Raw genomic sequence first — 16,177 nt, 5'->3', positions numbered from 1 at the left:
GCGGCGCGTCCCGGCGCGGTCAGGAAACCGCCCTGGCCGCCGCGCGCCCCGCCGTACGTCCCGAGAAGAGGCAGCCGCCGAGGAAGGTGCCCTCCAGCGAGCGGTAGCCGTGCACCCCGCCGCCGCCGAACCCCGCCACCTCGCCCGCCGCGTAGACGCCCGGCAGGGGCTCGCCGCCCTCGGTCAGCACCCGCGAGGAGAGGTCGGTCTCGAGGCCGCCGAGCGTCTTGCGGGTCAGGATGCTCAGCCGTACGGCGATCAGCGGGCCGGCCTTGGGGTCCAGCAGCCGGTGCGGGGCGGCGGTGCGGATCAGCCGGTCGCCGAGGTATCTACGGGCCCCGCGCATCGCGGTGACCTGGAGGTCCTTGGTGAAGGAGTTGGCGATCTCGCGGTCCCGCGCGACGATCTCGTGGCGCAGCGCGGCCTCGTCGATCAGCGGGTCCTCGGTGAGCTCGTTCATCCGCCGTACGAGAGTGCTCAGCGACCGCTCCACGAGGAAATCCACGCCGTGGTCCATGAACGCCTGCACCGGCCCCGGCGCCCCGGCCCTGGCACGCCCCAGCACCTCGCGCACGCTCTTGCCGGTCAGATCCGGATTCTGCTCCGAGCCGGAGAGCGTGAACTCCTTCTCGATGATCTTCCGGGTGAGCACGAACCAGGTGTGGTCATGGCCGGTCTTCATGATGTGCTCGAGCGTGCCGAGGGTGTCGAAGCCGGGGAACAGCGGCACCGGCAGCCGTTTGCCGCGGGCGTCCAGCCACAGCGGGGAGGGACCGGACAGGATCCGGATGCCGTGCATCGGCCAGATGGGGTTCCAGTTGGCGATGCCCTCGGTGTAGTGCCACATCCGGTCGCGGTTGATGATCCGGCCGCCGGCCGCCTCGGTGATGCCCAGCATCTTGCCGTCCACATGCGCGGGCACCCCGGACAGCATCCGCTCCGGGGCCTTGCCCAGGCGCTCGGGCCAGTTGGCGCGAACGAGATCATGATTGCCGCCGATACCGCCCGAGGTGACGATCACGGCCTGCGCCCTGAGCTCGAAGGCACCGGTGACCTCGCGGCCGCTGGGCCTGCCCCGCTCGGCGTCGGAGGGCGCCAGGATCTCCCCGCTGACCGTGTCCACACTGCCCGCGCTGCGCGACAGCCCGGTGACCCGGTGGCGGAAGCGCAGCTCCACCAGGCCGCGTGCGACACCGGCCCGCACCCGGCGCTCGAACGGCGCAACGAGGCCCGGCCCGGTGCCCCAGGTGATGTGGAAGCGGGGGACGGAGTTGCCGTGGCCGGTCGCGTCGTAGCCGCCGCGTTCGGCCCAGCCGACGACGGGGAAGATCCGTACGCCCTGCCGGTGCAGCCACGCGCGCTTCTCACCGGCCGCGAAGTCGACATACGCCTCGGCCCATTTGCGCGGCCAGTGGTCCTCGGGCCGGTCGAAGCCCGCCGTGCCCAGCCAGTCCTGCCAGGCCAGCTCGTGGCTGTCGCGGATGCGCAGCCTGCGCTGTTCGGGGGAGTTCACGAGGAAGAGGCCGCCGAAGGACCAGTGCGCCTGACCACCGAAGGACTGCTCGGGCTCCTGGTCGAGGAGGATCACCTTGCGTCCGGCGTCCACCAGCTCCGCGGTGGCCGCGAGCCCCGCCAGCCCCGCTCCGATCACGATCACATCAGCGTCGTACGCCATCTCAGCTCTCCTCACCGAGGCCCGCCGGACGCCCCGGCAGCCGTGGTGCACTCGATCCTCAGCGTGCCGGACCATGCCGTCAACCCTTTGTTACCCGGTGGTACGGGCGGGTGCGCGCAAGAATGGGGGGTGTTGAGGGTCACCCCGGGCCACCGCCGGATGACTGTCCTCAGGCGCAATCCCCCGCCCCGCGCGATACGAGGTGTGCGACGTGACGGTGATTCTGCTCGCCCTTGGGGCCGCCTGCTGTCTGGGACTCGGCTTCGTCCTCCAGCAGGAAGCGGCACAGCACGCCCCGCCCAAGGACTACCTCTCCCTGCGGCTGCTGCTGGACCTGGTGCGGATGCCGCGCTGGGTGGCCGGCATCGCCCTGATGGTCATGGGGATGGCGCTGGGCGCGCTGGCGCTGGGGATGGGCGACATCACTCTGGTGGAGCCACTGCTGGCGACGAATCTGCTGTTCGCGATGGCGCTGGCCCGCCGGCTGAGCGGCCAGCGGCTCGGCCGCAGCGGCTGGGCCGGGCTGTGGCTGCTGGCGTGCGGCGTCACGGCGTTCATCGTGGCGGGCCGACCGCACGGCGGCACCAGTGAGGCGGGCCGGCCCGCGCAGTGGCTGATCATGGGCGTGGTGCTGGGCACCGCCCTGCTGCTGGCGACCGTCGCCAAACGCGAGCGGGTGCACGTCAGCCTGGAGGCGGCGCTGCTGGGCGTCGCGGCCGGGCTGTTGTACGGACTGCAGGACGCGCTGACCCGGATCAGCGGCGACCGCTTCGGACAGGGCGGCTGGAGCGCGCTGCTGACCAGCTGGCAGCCGTACGCCATCGTCGTGCTCGGGGTGCTGGCGCTGGTCATGGTGCAGAGCGCCTTCGAGACCGCCCCGCTGCGGATGTCGCTGCCCGCGCTGACCGCCGCCCAGCCGCTGGCCGGCATCGCCTGCGGGGTGGGCTTCCTCGGCGACCAGCTGCGGGTGACGACCGGGGCACTGGCCTGGGAAGCGGCCGGGATAGCGGCCGTCATCGCGGGAATCGTGCTGATCGGCAGCCATCCGGCGATGCCGCCGGGAGCGGGCAAGACGGATCCCGTACGGGAGCTGCAGCCGTATTGAGGCGCCCCTGCCGTTCGGTGGGGGCGCCCCACGTTGTCGCTGCGCTTTGCCTTGGCCCCACGTTTTCGGCCGTCCCGCCGTGGTGGAGTTTCGCCGTTGCGCCTGCGGCGGGCGGTGCCGCTGCGCGGGGCTGTTCGGCTGCGGGACCGGCCCTACACGGCTCCGCCGCTACGGCCCGCCCCCTCCCCGTTGAGGGTGGGAGAAAAGGCCGGTGGGGGTGCATGTCAGTGGTCGAGTGCACCCTGCGGACGCATCGCAGGGCGCAGCTGACACGAAGCGTGCGCTCCCACCGGACTGGTGTTTAATAATGGCCAGCATTACAGTCCCCCCATGGCCAGGACCTCAGGACCCGAGACCCGGGACAAGCTGATGCGCGCCGCCGAGGAGATCTTCGCGGCGCAGGGTGTGGACGGCGCCCAGATGCGTGACATCGTCCGGCTGGCCGGCCAGGGCAACCCCTCGGCCGTGCAGTACCACTTCGGTTCGCGCGCCGGGCTGCTGGACGCCGTGATGGCGGGCCGGCTGGCCCGTACGGAGGCGTCCCTGGCGCCGCTGCTCGCGGCCGTGGAAGGGGCCGCGGCGGTCGAGGACGCCGGGCCGCCGCTCGCGGAGCTGGTCGGCGCGCTGGTCACCGCGGAGGCGACCGAGCTGCGCGACGACCGGGGGCGGCGCTGTCTGCGGATCTCCGCGCAGCTCAGCCATGAGAGCGGGGTACGCACCCGGATCCCGCATCCGACGCTGGACGGCACCGCCTGCTGGCGGCTGATCGGCCGCATGGAGGACGTCCTCGCGGCGGCCGGGCTGCCCGAGGCGCTGCGCCTGGAGCGGCTGGATCTGGCGCTGACCCTCATCGGCGCGGCGATGGCCGACCGCGCCCGGCACTACCTGGAGGGCGTCACGCCCCTCACCGGCGAGGAGCTGTTTCTCGCCGATCTCACCCGGACCACCGTGGCGTTCCTGCTCGCGGCCGCCCCGGGGCCCCTCCCCAACTCCTAGGAGCCCTCTCATGACCGATGCCCCCCTCGCCGCCGCGGCGAGCCTGGCCGGCAAGACCGTCATCATCACCGGCGGCGCGCGCGGGCTCGGCGCGGCGGCCGCCGAGCAGGCCGTGGCGGCCGGCGCCCGTGTCGTGCTCACCGATGTCCTCCAGGAGGAGGGCGCGGCGACCGCGGCCCGGCTCGGCGAGCGGGCCCGGTTCCTGACCCATGACGTCACCTCCGAGGAGGACTGGCAGCGGGTCGCCGACTACGCCGTGGCCGAGTTCGGCGGCATCGACGGGCTGGTCAACAACGCCGGGATAGCCACCGGCCAGCCGCTGGAGACGGTCTCCGTCGGCTTCTTCCGCAAGGTCATCGACGTGAACCTGACCGGCGTCTTCATCGGCATGAAGACCGTCATCCCCGCCATGCGGGCGCGCGGCGCGGGCTCCGTCGTGAACATCTCCTCGGCCGCCGGCCTGTTCGGCCTGGCGATGACCGGCGGCTACGGCGCCTCCAAGTGGGGCGTCCGCGGCCTGACCAAGATCGGTGCGGTCGAGCTGGGCACCGACCGCATCCGCGTGAACTCCGTGCACCCCGGCATGACGTACACCCCGATGACCGCCCAGGTCGGCATCCAGCAGGGCGAGGGCAACTACCCCAACACCCCGATGGGCCGGGTCGGCGAGCCGCACGAGATCGCCGGCGCCGTGGTCTTCCTGCTCTCCGACGCCGCCTCGTACGTCACCGGCGCCGAGCTGGCGGTGGACGGCGGCTGGACCACCGGGCCGACCGTGAAGTACGTCATGGGGCAGTAGGGCAACGGCCGGTCCCCGGCACGACCGGTCCCGGTCCGTGGTGATTGCATGGCTCCATGACCGATCACGACCAGCAGAGCGAACAGGGTTGTCAGCCGCTCAATGCGGACGAGGTTCTCGACGTCGTCGACGAGAACGATGAGGTCGTGGGGCAGGCCCCCCGCGGGGAGACGTATGCCCGCCGGATGCGCACCCGCGCCGCCTTCATCCTGGTCCGGGACGCCGAGGACCGGATCTTCGTGCACCGCCGCACCCCGAACAAGCTCGTCTTCCCCGCGCACTACGACATGTTCGTGGGCGGTGTGGTCGGCGCCGGCGAGACCTATGACCAGGCCGCGCTGCGGGAGGCGGAGGAGGAGCTGGGCGTGCGGGGGCTGGCGCAGCCGGAGCCGCTGTTCAAGTTTCTGTACGAGACGGCCGAGCACACCTGGTGGTCGGCCGTCTACCAGGTGCGCTGGACGCGGCCGGTCGCCCCGCAGGCGTCGGAGATCGACTGGCACACCTTCATGACGGAGCGGGAGCTGGCCCGGCGGCTGGAGGAGTGGCCGTGGACGCCGGACGGGCTGGCCGCGTACCGGGAGCTGCTGGCCCGGCGGGAGCCCGGATCCCACGGTGGCGGCGGCCGGACCGGCCGTTAGGGTTCTGATCATGATCCTCAGCGACGGGCTCCGGTCGATCGGCACGGCCGTACGGCTGTGGATCTCGCCCGCGCGGGTCCGCGAGGAGGGCACCACCCCCGACTACCGCTTCTCGCTGGCCAATGAGCGCACGTTCCTGGCGTGGCTGCGTACGGGGCTGGCGCTGGTCGGCGGCGGCTTCGCGGTGGACCAGTTCCTGCCCCGGCTGCACGAGGGGCTCCGGCTGACCTGCACCGTCGTGCTGCTGGTGGCGGGCGCGCTGTGTGCCCTGCGGGCGGTCAACCACTGGGTCCGCTGCGAACGCGCGATGCGGCGCGGTGAGGATCTGCCGGTCTCCCGCTTCCCCTCCGTCCTGGCTCTGGGCGTCGGCGTGCTGGCGATCGTCATGATCGTCCTCGTGGCGCGGGGCTGGACCGTCTAGCGATGGGGGACGCAGAGCGGGCCGCGCAGGCCCGGCCGCCGGCACCCGACCGGGACCCCGGCCTGCAGCCCGAGCGCACCCGGCTGGCCTGGCGGCGCACGACCCTGTCCTGCACGGTCGTCGTCCTCCTGGCCGGCCGCCGGCTGGTGCGGGGCGGGGCCCCGGGAGCGGCGGAGGTCCTGACGGCGGCGCTGACAGCGCTGGCGTACCTCGCCTTCGTGGTGGTGGCCCACCACCGGGTACGCGAGATGTCCACCGGCCACCCGCCGGGCCTGCCGCCACGGGTCGCGCTGCTGCTGGCCGGCTGCACGGTGGCGCTGGCGCTGCTCGGCGCGGTGACGGTGCTGCCGTAAGCGGGGCTGGGCGGGCGGCCCCCGGAGCGGGTACTTACCCTGCCGGCCGCTTCAACTCCGCGGCGGGGAAACGATAGTGACGCCTCATCATCTGGAGGGGAACGAACCCATGACGGAACCCGGGCCGCACGCAGCCGAAACGGCCGGCGCGGAGCCGTATCTCAGCGAACTGGCCACCGGTGTCCACGCGTTCATCCAGCCGGACGGCGGCTGGTGCCTGAACAACGCCGGCGCCATCACCGACGGGGACGCCACCCTCGTCGTGGACACCGCCGCCACCGAGCGCCGCGCGCGCCTGCTGCGCCGGCGGATCGCCGAGAGCGGCGCGCCCACACCGCGGATGGTGGTCAACACCCATCACCACGGTGACCACACCTACGGCAACTGCGTCTTCACCCCCGAGGCGACTGTCATCGGCCATGCCGCCTGCCGCCGCGAACTGCTGGCCGCCGGACGGCAGCTGCACGCGGTGTGGCCCGCGGTGGGGTACGGCGACATCCGGCTGACGCCGCCCACGGTCACCTTCACCGACGAGCTGACCCTGCATGTGGGCGGCATCGAGGTGCGGCTGCTGCACCCGGGCGTCGCGCACACCCCCGGCGACACCATCGTCTGGCTGCCCGCGCAGCGCATCGTCTTCACCGGCGACCTGGTCTTCCACAGCGGGACCCCGTTCGTTTTCATGGGCTCGCTGACGGGATCGCTGCGCTCGCTGGATCTGCTGCGCTCGCTGGACGCGGTGACCGTCGTCCCCGGGCACGGCCCGGTGACCGGACCCGAGGTGTACGACGGCATCGAGCGCTATCTGCGGTTCGTCGACGGGCTGGCGCGGGCGGGCCGCGCGGCCGGGCGTACGCCGCTGGAGGTGGCGCAGGAGGCGGATCTCGGCCCGTTCACGGCGCTGGCCGAGAGCGAGCGGCTGGTGGCGAATCTGCATCGCGCGTACGCGGAGCTGGCGGGCGGCGAGCCGGGGGCACCGCTGGACCCGGTGGCCGGGTTCGGCGATATGACGGTCATGAACGGCGGGATCCCGATGGCCTGTCACGCATGACGGGCCGCCGCCCGGCCGCGGGGGCGGGCGGAAGCGGAGACGGGCGTGCGCGGGGGCGGGGAATGTGCCGCGTGACCGACGCCCTACACACCGGCACTGGACTCCATACCGACTAGTCGGCATGATCGAGGCAGCGACCGATCGACCGTATCGACGTCCATTCCGTACGGAGGAGAACGATGAGCAAGGGCACCCCTCCCCCGCAGGCCGCGGACCGGGAGGAACCCCCCGGCCTCGACCTCGCCCGACTGCGCGGGCATCTGGACCGGGAGCGGCCCGGCCTGACCGGCGGGCCGCTGAGCGCGCAGCTGATCGAAGGCGGGCGGTCCAATCTCACCTACCGCGTCACCGACGGCACCTCCTCCTGGGTCGTGCGCCGGCCGCCGCTGGGGCATGTGCTGGCCACCGCGCACGACATGCGGCGCGAGCACCGGGTCATCAGCGCGCTGCACGAGACGCCGGTACCGGTGCCCGAGGCGCTGCTGCTGTGCGAGGACGAGTCGGTCATCGGCGCGCCGTTCTATGTGATGGAGCTGGTCGAGGGCACGCCGTACCGGACCGCGGCCCAGCTCGCCCCGCTCGGCGCCGAGCGCACGCACGGCGTGGTGCTCTCGCTCGTCGACACGCTGGTGGACCTGCACGCCGTGGAGCCGGAGGCGGTCGGGCTCGGCGACTTCGGGCGGCCCGAGGGCTTCCTGGAGCGTCAACTGCGGCGCTGGGGCAAGCAGCTCAGCGCGTCGAAGAACCGCGAGCTGCCCGGGATCGACGAGCTGCACGAGGCGCTGGGCCGGGCGCTGCCCGCCTCGCCCGCGCCGGCCGTGGTGCACGGCGACTACCGCCTCGACAATGTCCTGGTCGGTGCCGACGACACCATCAAGGCCGTACTGGACTGGGAGATGTCCACGCTCGGTGATCCGCTGACCGATCTCGGCCTGCTGGTGATGTACAGCCAGGACCTGCAGCTGCCCCATTCGCCGGTCAGCACCACCAGCGGCGCCGCGGGCCACCCCTCCCCCGCCGAGCTGATCGAGCGCTATGCCGCCCGCTCCGGCCGGGACACCTCCGCCATCTCCTGGTACACGGCCTTCGCCTGGTTCAAGCTCGCCGTGATCCTCGAGGGCATCCACTACCGCTTCACGCTCGGCCAGACCGTCGGGGCGGGCTTCGACCGGATCGGCGAGCTCGTGCCGGTATTCATCGACCACGGACTCACCACCCTCAAGGAAGGCTGAGGCACCCATGGACTTCGCATTCGACGCCCGTACGGAAGAACTCCGCGACAAGCTTCTGACGTTCATGGACGAACACGTCCACCCGGCCGAGCAGACCGCTCACGAACAGCGGGCCGCGCTCGCCTCGCCGTGGGACACCCCGGCCGTCGTGGAGGAGCTGAAGGCCGAGGCCCGCCGGCAGGGCCTGTGGAACCTCTTCCTGCCGGACGCGGAGCACGGCGCCGGCCTGACCAACCTCCAGTACGCGCCGCTGGCCGAAATCACCGGCCGCAGCCCGCAGTTGGCGCCGACCGCGCTGAACTGCGCGGCGCCGGACACCGGCAACATGGAGGTGCTGGCGCAGTTCGGCAGCGAGGCGCAGAAGAAGCAGTGGCTTCAGCCGCTGCTGGCGGGCGAGATCCGGTCGGCGTTCGCGATGACCGAGCCGGAGGTGGCCTCGTCGGACGCCACCAATATCGAGACCCGGATCGAGCGGGACGGCGATGACTACGTCATCAACGGGCGTAAGTGGTACATCTCCGGGGCGATGAACCCGCTGTGCCAGATCTTCATCGTGATGGGGAAGACGGACCCGGACGGCGCCGACATCCGCCGCCAGCAGTCGATGGTGCTGGTGCCGCGCGACACCCCCGGCGTCGAGGTCAAGCGGGCCATGCAGGTCTACGGCTACGAGGACCACTGGCACGGCGGCCACGCCGAGGTGGTCTTCCACGACGTGCGGGTGCCGGCCGGCAATCTGATCGGCGAGGAGGGCGGCGGCTTCGGCATCGCGCAGGCGCGGCTCGGGCCCGGCCGGATCCACCACTGCATGCGGCTGATCGGGATGGCCGAGCGGGCCATCGAGCTGATGTGCCGCCGCGCGGTGTCCCGTACGGCCTTCGGGAAGCCGCTGGCCCAGCAGGGCGTGGTCCAGGAGTGGATCGCGGACGCCCGGGTCGCGGTGGAGCAGCTGCGGCTGCTGGTGCTGAAGACCGCCTGGCTGATGGACACCGTCGGCAACAAGGGCGCGCACACCGAGATCCAGTCCATCAAGATCGCCACCCCGCGTACGGTCGTGAACATTCTCGACCAGGCGGTGCAGCTGCACGGCGCGGGCGGCGTCAGCCAGGACTTCCCGCTGGCCGAGCTGTGGGCCGGAGCGCGGACGCTGCGGCTGGCGGACGGGCCGGACGAGGTGCACCAGCGGTCGCTGGCCCGCCGGGAGCTGAAGAAGTACCGGTGACGGAGCGGGTGTAACGCCGTTACGGGCGCAGCGCACGCAGCAGGAGGTCGGCCAGGTGGTCGGCCACCTGCTGCGGCGTGAGCGGCCCGTCCTCCCGGTACCACGTACCCAGGTGGTGCACCGAGCCGAAGTGGTAGTCCACGACGAGGTCGGCGGGGATGTCGGCGGCGAACACCCCGGTGCGCTGGCCCTCCTCGACCAGGGCACGGAACCGCTCGTGGTAGCGCCGCCGTTCGGACCGTACCTGCTTGTCCTTCTCGGGGCCGAGATGGTGCATCGAGCGGAAGAAGATCTTGGTGTCGTCGAGATTCTCGATGGTGGTGACCACGACATCGGCGGCGGCGTCCCGCAGCCGCTGCTCGACCGGCGCATCGGCGTCCGCGAAGTGGTCGAGGCGCTCCTGCTGGAGCCGCAGCACCCGCCCGTAGACCTCGTGCAGCAGATCGTCCTTGGAGCCGAAGTAGTGGTAGAGGGCGCCCTTGGTGACGCCCGCCGCATCGACGATCTCCTGAACGGAGGTGCGGTCGTAGCCCCGCTCCGCGAAGAGTCTGGTGGCGGTGGCCAGCAGTCGTTGCGCCACCGGCTTCGCGCCGGCGGAGCCGTTGCCGCTGCCGTCCTTCGTGCCGGCCATCGCCCTCACCTGTCCTTCGTGCTCATCCGCCGTACTGCAGGACCCTCATGCGCGGTGGCGCAGCTCCCGTCGGAGGATCTTGCCACTCGCCGTCTTCGGAAGCTCGGGCAGGATCTCCACCACGCGGGGATATTTGTACGCCGCCAGCCGTTCCTTGCAGTAGGCGGCCAGTTCGGCGGGTTCGGGTGCGGTCCCCGGGCGCAGGCTGACATAGGCCTTCACCGATTCGCCGCGGTAGGTGTCCGGCACGCCGACGACGGCCGCCTCCCGCACCGCCGGGTGGGTGTAGAGGACGTCCTCGACCTCGCGCGGCCACACCTTGAAGCCGGAGGCGTTGATCATGTCCTTCTTGCGGTCGACGACGTAGAGCCAGCCGTCGGTGTCCATGAAGCCGATGTCGCCGGTGCGCAGTTCACCGTCCGGTAGGGCGTCGGCGGTGGCGTCCGGGCGCCGCCAGTAGCCGGGGACGACCTGGGGGCCGCGCACCGCGATCTCGCCCTGTTCGCCGAACGGCACGTCGGCGCCGTTCTCGTCGATGATCCGGATGACGGTGTCGGGGCCGGGGACGCCGACGGCGAGCGTGCCGGAGACCTTGTCCACCGGGGCCCGCCTGCCCGGCGGGACGCTGGCGCAGGGGGCGGTGCATTCGGTCAGTCCGTAGGCGTTGTGGATATACGGGCCGAAGTCGGTGTGGAACTTCTCCACCAGGGCGGGCGGCAGCGGCGCGCCTCCCGAGGACAGCGTGTGGAAGGACGCGAAGTGGTCGCGGCCGGCGTCCGGGTGGGCCATCAGCGCCATATAGGCGGTGGACGGGCCGACCGTATAGGCGGGGCGGTGTTCGAGGAAGGCGTCCAGGACGACGCCCGCCTCGAAGCGGTAGGCGAGCGCGAGGGTGCCGGTGTTGGCGATGCAGGCGGCCAGTTCGCTGACCATGCCGGTGATGTGGAAGAGCGGGGCGAGGACGAAGTAGGTGGCGCCTTCGGGCAGGCCCAGGCCGGTGCGCTGGCGCTCGGCGTTGTAGCTGATGTTGCCGTGGGTGTTGGTGGCGCCCTTGGGGGTGCCGCTGGTGCCCGAGGTGTAGCTGATCAGGGCGATGTCCTCGGCGGTGAGGCCGGGGTCGGCGGGCACCGCCCGGATCTTCCCGGTGGTGCGCGCGACGGTCAGCAGATCGTCGGCGCCCTCGCGCGGCCCCAGGAGCGCGCCGCGCAGCACCCGGGTGTCGTCGCGGGTCTGCAGGCCGGCCTCGCAGGCGGTGAGCGCGATCCGTACGGACGGCGCCTCGGCGGCGGTGGCGCGCAGAAAGCCGTCCCAGGTGCGGTCGGCGCAGATGACGGCGGTGACCTCGGCGTCGTCCAGGATGTGCCGCATCTCGGCCGATTTGTACATGGGGTTGACGGGCACCACCACGCCGCCCGCCTTCCACACGCCGAGCACCGCGAGCACGAAGTGCGGGGTGTTCTGCAGCATCACCGCGGCCCGGTCACCGCGCTGGAAGCCGCGGCCGGCGAGGTGGGCGGCGATGCCGTCGGAGAGCGCGTCGGTCTCGGCGTAGGACAGCCGCCCGTCGAAGTAGGCGAGCGCCGTACGGCCGGGCGCGTCACGGACCGCCGCCCGGAAGGCGTGCAGCGTCGAGGGCGGCGGCTGGACGGGGGCGCGCTGGGCATCGCTCAGCTGCGCCAGCCACGGCTTGTCCTGGTAGGAGATCATCGGGGTGCGGCCCTGCCTTCCTGATCGTCCGTGCGTCCGTGTCCTGCGGTGTGCGGCCGTCAGCCCTCGGCCCGCTCCTCCAGTTTCTGCTGCAGATGGTTCATACCGGCCAGCCAGCGGTCGGGGTCGGTGGCCCGCGCGATGTAGTAGTCGCCGGCCTCCGCGTGCGGCAGGACCAGGAAGCGGCCCTCGGCCATGGCCGCGAAAAGCGCGTCGGCGACGGCTTCGGGTTCGACTGCGGTGGGTGCCAGGACGAGTTCCCCGGCGGCCCCGGCGCCGGTCAGCATGTCGGTGCGTACGCCCTGCGGGCAGATCGCGTGCACGTCGATGCCGCGGTGCCGGTAGGTCAGCGACAGCCACTCGGCGAAGGCGTACGCGCCGTGCTTGGTGACGCTGTACGGCGCCGCCCCGACCATCGTGAGAAGGCCCGCGGCGGACACCGTGGAGATGAACCGGCCGCCGCCCCGCTCCAGCCACTCGGGCACCAGCTCGCGCGCCGCCCGTACATGGGCCATGACATTGACGTCCCAGGCCAGCTCCCAGGCGTCCTCGGGCGCCTCGGGGCCGCCGCCGGTGCCGACGCCGGCGTTGGCGCAGAAAATGTCGATGGCGCCGCCGAGCGCTTCGCGGGCGGCCGGGACGATGCCGGAGGCGTCACCGGGGACCGCGATCGCCCCGATCTCCTCCGCGGTCCGCTCGGCCTTGGCCTCGTCCAGGTCGTTGACGACGACGCGGGCGCCTTCGGCGGCGAACCGGCGGGCCAGCGCCGCGCCGATCCCCCCGCCCGCCCCGGTCACGACAACGGCCTTGTCCCGTACGGCTGCCACGCTGTGCTCCCTCGGTCGCGCTGACTGGGCTCTCCCGGGCAGACTAACCAGTCGGTATGTCCCAGCGGAAGAGCCCTCCGCCACTCCTGGCGGGCGGCACCCCCCTCGTCACGGCCGGTCACGTTCCCAAGCGGGCCGGGGCGCATTAGCGTGCCCACGACACGAACCTCGGGTCCATTCCCCGATCACGGAGGTGTGCGCATGGCTCTGTCGAGACGCGTTCTGCTCGGTCGGCTGGCGGCGACCACAGCGGCCGCGGCGGCGCTCCCCGCGGCCGCGGCCCCGGACCGTGCGGCCCCGGCCCGGGAGACACGAGCCCAAGAGGCACGGTCCCCCGGCGGCCGCCCGGTACGCACCGGCTTCGACCGGCTGGCCGCCGACGGCTACCGCCTCCTGGACGGCCGGAAGGTCGGCGTCGTCACCAACCCCACGGGAATCTCGCACGAGGGCACCAGCGGGGCACTGCGCCACATCGTGGACGTCATGCACGCCGACCACCGGGTCCGCCTGACCGCCGTCTTCGGCCCCGAGCACGGGTTCCGGGGCACCGCCCAGGCGGGCGGGTCCCAGGGCCGCTACGACGATCCGGCCACCGGACTGCCGGTCTACGACACGTACAACAAGAGCGGCGAGGAACTCGCCGGCATCTTCACCGACTCCGGTGTGGACACCGTCGTCTTCGACATCCAGGACGTCGGCGCGCGCTTCTACACCTACATCTGGACGCTCTACGACTGCATGGTGGCGGCCGTCCTGGCGGGCAAGCGGTTCGTGGTGCTGGACCGGCCCAATCCGGTCACCGGCCGGGCCGCGACAGGACCCGTACTGGACAAGAAGTACGCCTCCTTCGTGGGCCGGGAGCCGATCTCCCAGGCGCACGGGATGACGGCGTTGGAGCTGGCGCTGCTCTTCAACGGCGAGTTCGTACCGCAGGCCGCCGGGCGGCCGGTGGAACTGGAGACCGTACGGATGACGGGGTGGCGGCGCGACGACTTCTTCGACGCGACCGGACTGCCCTGGGTGCCGCCGAGCCCCAACATGCCCACCCCCGACACCGCCCTCGTCTACTCGGGCACCTGCCTCTTCGAGGGCACCAACCTCTCCGAAGGGCGCGGCACCACCCGGCCCTTCGAACTGCTGGGCGCGGACGGCATCGACGCCCGGTGGGCCGCGGCCGCCTCCGGACTCGGCCTGCCCGGCGTGTACTTCAGGGAGGCCTACTTCGCCCCCACCTTCTCCAAGTTCCAGGGCAAGACGGTCGGCGGCGTCCAGCTGCACGTCCACGACCGCGCCGCCTTCGACCCCGTACGGACCGGCATCGGCCTGCTGGTGACGGCCAAGGAGGTCTGGGACGGCTTCGCCTGGCGGCCGGACAACGGGATCGACCGGCTGACCGGCTCGGCGACGGTACGCACGATGATCGACGCGGGCGCCTCCGCCGACGAGGTGGTGGCCTCCTGGCAGGAGGAGCTGCGCCGGTTCCGTACGATGCGACGGCGGTATCTGCGCTACGGGTAGGGACGGCGGGGCGGCCCACGGCGGCGGCCTTGCCAGGGGGGATGCACAGGCATGGCGGACCGGCGTGCGGTCACGGTGTGGCGGGCGCTCAGGCAGCGCCCGCTGCGCTTTCTTCTCTCGGCGTGGCCGTGGCGCTGCTGGGCCTATCTGGCCAGCGGGGTGCTGCTCGGCTACGCGGTGCTGATCGCGCTGGTGCTCCTGGTCTTCACGGGAATGGCGCTGTCCTTCGTCGGCGTGGGGATCGTGGTCCTTGCGGCCACCGCCCTGTACGGCGTTCCCGTCGGCGCGCTGGAACGGCGCCGGCTGCGGCTGGTGGAGCCGGTGCCGCTGCCCGGCCCGCACGGTGCGCTCGCCGCACGGGGCCCCCTCTCCTGGGCGGGCAACCGGCTGCGGGAACGGGCCACTTGGCGGGAGCTGGGCTACACCGTGGTGTTCGGGGCCGTCTTCGCCGCCGCCGGATTCGGCGTCATGTTGCTGCTGTGCCTGGCCGCCGTCCTGACGGCGGTCCCGGTCATCGTCTGGGCCCTCGCCCCCGAGCCCGTCATGCTCATCCCCGGCGAGCCGGTCAGCGGGCCGCTGGAGGCGCTGCTGGGCTCCGCCGTGGGCGTCATCGGGCTCGCGCTGGCCGCGTACGCCGCCGGCCTGCTGGCCGGAGCGCAGGTCAGGACGGCGGAGTTCCTTCTGGCGCCCCGGGACGACGAGGCGGGCAGCCGGGTCGTCGAACTCACCCGCTCCCGGGCCCGGCTGGCCGATGCCTTCGAGGCCGAGCGGCGCCGTATCGAACGCGATCTGCACGACGGGGCCCAGCAGCAGCTGGTCGCCCTCAACATGACCCTGGGCATGGCCGAGATGGAGCTGCGCGAGAGCAACTCCCCCACCACGGAACTGGTCTGCCGCGCCCGCGGCGAGGTCCGGGCCGCCCTGACCCAGCTGCGCGACCTCGTCCGCGGCATCCACCCCCAGGTACTGACCGACCACGGCCTGGCCGCCGCCGTCGCGGAGGTCGCGCTGCGCCACCCGATCCCGGTCACCGTCGACATCGATCTGCCGCACCGGCTGCCCGACACCGTGGAGACCGTCGCGTACTTCACCGTGACCGAGGCGCTGACGAACGCGGTCAAGCACAGCGACGCCACCGCCATCACCATCGTCGCCCGGATCAGGCTGGACGCACTGCGCCTGCTGATCACCGACAATGGGAAAGGCGGCGCGGTCCCCGCCGCGGGCACCGGCCTGCAGGGACTCGCGGACCGGATGGCGATTTCGGGAGGCAGACTCGTGGTGTCCAGTCCGGTGGGCGGTCCCACCCAGCTCCGCGCGGAGGTGCCGTGCTCCGGATAGTCCTGGCCGAGGACTCCGTACTGCTGCGGGCCGGCCTCGTCGAGCTGCTGACCCGCAACGGCCACACCGTGACCGCCGCGGTCGGCGACGCCGAGGAGCTGGCCCGAGCGGTGGACGCCGGCCTCCCCGACCTCGTGATCACCGACGTACGGATGCCGCCCGGCCATCGCGACGAGGGCCTCAAGGCGGCGCTGGCGCTGCGCGCCCGGCACGGCCGGCTCCCGGTGCTCGTCCTCTCCCAGTACGTGGCCACCGCCTACGCGACCCAGCTGCTCGGCGGCGGCACAGCGGGGAGCGGCGGCCTCGGCTATCTGCTCAAGGACCGGGTCGGCGAGGTCCGCGAATTCCTGGACGCGCTGCGGCGGGTGGCGGACGGTCAGACCGTGATCGACCCGGAAGTGGTCCGGATACTGCTCGCCCAGCAGCCCGGGAACCGCCCGCTCAGCCGCCTCACGCCCCGCGAACGCGAGGTTCTGGCGCTGATGGCACAGGGCCTCAACAACCAGACGATCGCGCAGCGGCTGACCGTCACGGAGGCATCCGTCGTCAAGCACTCCGGCAACATCTTCATGAAGCTCGACCTCGACCCGACGGAAGGGAACCGGCGGGTTCTTGCGGTTCTCGCGCATCTGCGGGACGTGTCGTCGTCCTCGTGAGGTCA

General features: G+C 72.3%; 16 protein-coding genes. 12 read left to right on the top strand and 4 right to left on the bottom strand.

Going from position 1 to position 16,177, the window contains the following annotated elements:
* Positions 1-19 precede the first annotated feature (19 nt).
* Positions 20-1,675, bottom strand: a complete 1,656-nt coding sequence (locus ACZ4S3_RS15890) for an FAD-binding dehydrogenase (RefSeq protein WP_467933078.1) — start codon at positions 1,673-1,675, stop codon at positions 20-22.
* Positions 1,676-1,886: 211 nt separating this feature from the next.
* On the opposite strand from ACZ4S3_RS15890, the gene ACZ4S3_RS15885 reads away from it, so the two are divergent.
* The 9 genes from ACZ4S3_RS15885 (at position 1,887) to ACZ4S3_RS15845 (ending at position 9,492) form a co-directional block, all read left to right on the top strand.
* A complete protein-coding gene (locus ACZ4S3_RS15885) occupies positions 1,887-2,780 on the top strand; it encodes a DMT family transporter (RefSeq protein ID WP_467933075.1) in 894 nt (297 codons plus the stop codon).
* Between the two features lie 330 nt (positions 2,781-3,110).
* On the top strand, positions 3,111-3,776 hold the full coding sequence (locus ACZ4S3_RS15880; RefSeq protein ID WP_467933073.1) for a TetR/AcrR family transcriptional regulator: 666 nt from the start codon (positions 3,111-3,113) through the stop codon (positions 3,774-3,776).
* Between the two features lie 10 nt (positions 3,777-3,786).
* Positions 3,787-4,575, top strand: coding sequence for a glucose 1-dehydrogenase (locus ACZ4S3_RS15875; RefSeq protein WP_467933069.1), 789 nt, complete (start codon positions 3,787-3,789; stop codon positions 4,573-4,575).
* Positions 4,576-4,631: 56 nt separating this feature from the next.
* Positions 4,632-5,213, top strand: a complete 582-nt coding sequence (locus ACZ4S3_RS15870; protein WP_467933064.1) for an NUDIX hydrolase — start codon at positions 4,632-4,634, stop codon at positions 5,211-5,213.
* A 10-nt stretch (positions 5,214-5,223) separates the two neighbouring features.
* Entirely contained in the window at positions 5,224-5,634 is a 411-nt protein-coding gene (locus ACZ4S3_RS15865) for a YidH family protein (RefSeq protein WP_467933060.1), read from the top strand.
* Between the two features lie 2 nt (positions 5,635-5,636).
* A complete protein-coding gene (locus tag ACZ4S3_RS15860; RefSeq protein WP_467933056.1) occupies positions 5,637-5,987 on the top strand; it encodes a DUF202 domain-containing protein in 351 nt (116 codons plus the stop codon).
* 109 nt (positions 5,988-6,096) lie between these two features.
* A complete protein-coding gene (locus tag ACZ4S3_RS15855; protein WP_467933052.1) occupies positions 6,097-7,038 on the top strand; it encodes an MBL fold metallo-hydrolase in 942 nt (313 codons plus the stop codon).
* A 179-nt stretch (positions 7,039-7,217) separates the two neighbouring features.
* A complete protein-coding gene (locus ACZ4S3_RS15850; protein ID WP_467933049.1) occupies positions 7,218-8,270 on the top strand; it encodes a phosphotransferase family protein in 1,053 nt (350 codons plus the stop codon).
* A 7-nt stretch (positions 8,271-8,277) separates the two neighbouring features.
* Entirely contained in the window at positions 8,278-9,492 is a 1,215-nt protein-coding gene (locus tag ACZ4S3_RS15845) for an acyl-CoA dehydrogenase family protein (RefSeq protein ID WP_467933047.1), read from the top strand.
* 19 nt (positions 9,493-9,511) lie between these two features.
* On the opposite strand, the gene ACZ4S3_RS15840 is transcribed toward ACZ4S3_RS15845, so the two are convergent.
* From ACZ4S3_RS15840 to ACZ4S3_RS15830, 3 genes are read right to left on the bottom strand one after another with little or no spacing between them, the layout of a single operon-like run.
* Positions 9,512-10,123, bottom strand: a complete 612-nt coding sequence (locus ACZ4S3_RS15840; RefSeq protein WP_467933042.1) for a TetR/AcrR family transcriptional regulator — start codon at positions 10,121-10,123, stop codon at positions 9,512-9,514.
* Positions 10,124-10,168: 45 nt separating this feature from the next.
* The gene (locus tag ACZ4S3_RS15835; protein ID WP_467933038.1) at positions 10,169-11,830 is read right to left on the bottom strand and encodes an AMP-binding protein; all 1,662 of its coding nucleotides are present in this window, start codon (positions 11,828-11,830) and stop codon (positions 10,169-10,171) included.
* A 59-nt stretch (positions 11,831-11,889) separates the two neighbouring features.
* On the bottom strand, positions 11,890-12,657 hold the full coding sequence (locus ACZ4S3_RS15830) for an SDR family oxidoreductase (protein WP_467933034.1): 768 nt from the start codon (positions 12,655-12,657) through the stop codon (positions 11,890-11,892).
* A 201-nt stretch (positions 12,658-12,858) separates the two neighbouring features.
* Here ACZ4S3_RS15830 and ACZ4S3_RS15825 point away from each other — a divergent pair, with 201 nt between their 5' ends.
* From ACZ4S3_RS15825 to ACZ4S3_RS15815, 3 genes are read left to right on the top strand one after another with little or no spacing between them, the layout of a single operon-like run.
* On the top strand, positions 12,859-14,175 hold the full coding sequence (locus tag ACZ4S3_RS15825; RefSeq protein ID WP_467933030.1) for an exo-beta-N-acetylmuramidase NamZ family protein: 1,317 nt from the start codon (positions 12,859-12,861) through the stop codon (positions 14,173-14,175).
* 51 nt (positions 14,176-14,226) lie between these two features.
* The gene (locus tag ACZ4S3_RS15820) at positions 14,227-15,516 is read left to right on the top strand and encodes a sensor histidine kinase (protein WP_467933025.1); all 1,290 of its coding nucleotides are present in this window, start codon (positions 14,227-14,229) and stop codon (positions 15,514-15,516) included.
* Positions 15,504-16,172 carry a LuxR C-terminal-related transcriptional regulator gene (locus ACZ4S3_RS15815; protein ID WP_467933020.1) on the top strand — a complete coding sequence of 223 codons (669 nt, stop codon included), beginning with the start codon at positions 15,504-15,506 and terminating at the stop codon, positions 16,170-16,172. The genes ACZ4S3_RS15820 and ACZ4S3_RS15815 overlap by 13 nt, the downstream gene beginning before the upstream one ends.
* Positions 16,173-16,177: the final 5 nt, after the last annotated feature.

The sequence above is a fragment of the Streptomyces sp. NPDC028368 genome (genome assembly GCF_055565615.1).
This window is presented reverse-complemented; position numbering and strand designations above follow the sequence as displayed.

What these genes read in the sequence shown, in the direction of transcription:
- ACZ4S3_RS15865 (WP_467933060.1), top strand. Translation starts at nt 5,224, where the DNA reads ATGATCCTCAGCGACGGGCTCCGGTCGATCGGCACGGCCGTACGGCTG.
- ACZ4S3_RS15890 (WP_467933078.1), bottom strand. Translation starts at nt 1,675, where the DNA reads ATGGCGTACGACGCTGATGTGATCGTGATCGGAGCGGGGCTGGCGGGG.
- ACZ4S3_RS15845 (WP_467933047.1), top strand. Translation starts at nt 8,278, where the DNA reads ATGGACTTCGCATTCGACGCCCGTACGGAAGAACTCCGCGACAAGCTT.
- ACZ4S3_RS15850 (WP_467933049.1), top strand. Translation starts at nt 7,218, where the DNA reads ATGAGCAAGGGCACCCCTCCCCCGCAGGCCGCGGACCGGGAGGAACCC.
- ACZ4S3_RS15870 (WP_467933064.1), top strand. Translation starts at nt 4,632, where the DNA reads ATGACCGATCACGACCAGCAGAGCGAACAGGGTTGTCAGCCGCTCAAT.
- ACZ4S3_RS15820 (WP_467933025.1), top strand. Translation starts at nt 14,227, where the DNA reads ATGGCGGACCGGCGTGCGGTCACGGTGTGGCGGGCGCTCAGGCAGCGC.
- ACZ4S3_RS15855 (WP_467933052.1), top strand. Translation starts at nt 6,097, where the DNA reads ATGACGGAACCCGGGCCGCACGCAGCCGAAACGGCCGGCGCGGAGCCG.
- ACZ4S3_RS15860 (WP_467933056.1), top strand. Translation starts at nt 5,637, where the DNA reads ATGGGGGACGCAGAGCGGGCCGCGCAGGCCCGGCCGCCGGCACCCGAC.
- ACZ4S3_RS15840 (WP_467933042.1), bottom strand. Translation starts at nt 10,123, where the DNA reads ATGGCCGGCACGAAGGACGGCAGCGGCAACGGCTCCGCCGGCGCGAAG.
- ACZ4S3_RS15880 (WP_467933073.1), top strand. Translation starts at nt 3,111, where the DNA reads ATGGCCAGGACCTCAGGACCCGAGACCCGGGACAAGCTGATGCGCGCC.
- ACZ4S3_RS15875 (WP_467933069.1), top strand. Translation starts at nt 3,787, where the DNA reads ATGACCGATGCCCCCCTCGCCGCCGCGGCGAGCCTGGCCGGCAAGACC.
- ACZ4S3_RS15835 (WP_467933038.1), bottom strand. Translation starts at nt 11,830, where the DNA reads ATGATCTCCTACCAGGACAAGCCGTGGCTGGCGCAGCTGAGCGATGCC.
- ACZ4S3_RS15825 (WP_467933030.1), top strand. Translation starts at nt 12,859, where the DNA reads ATGGCTCTGTCGAGACGCGTTCTGCTCGGTCGGCTGGCGGCGACCACA.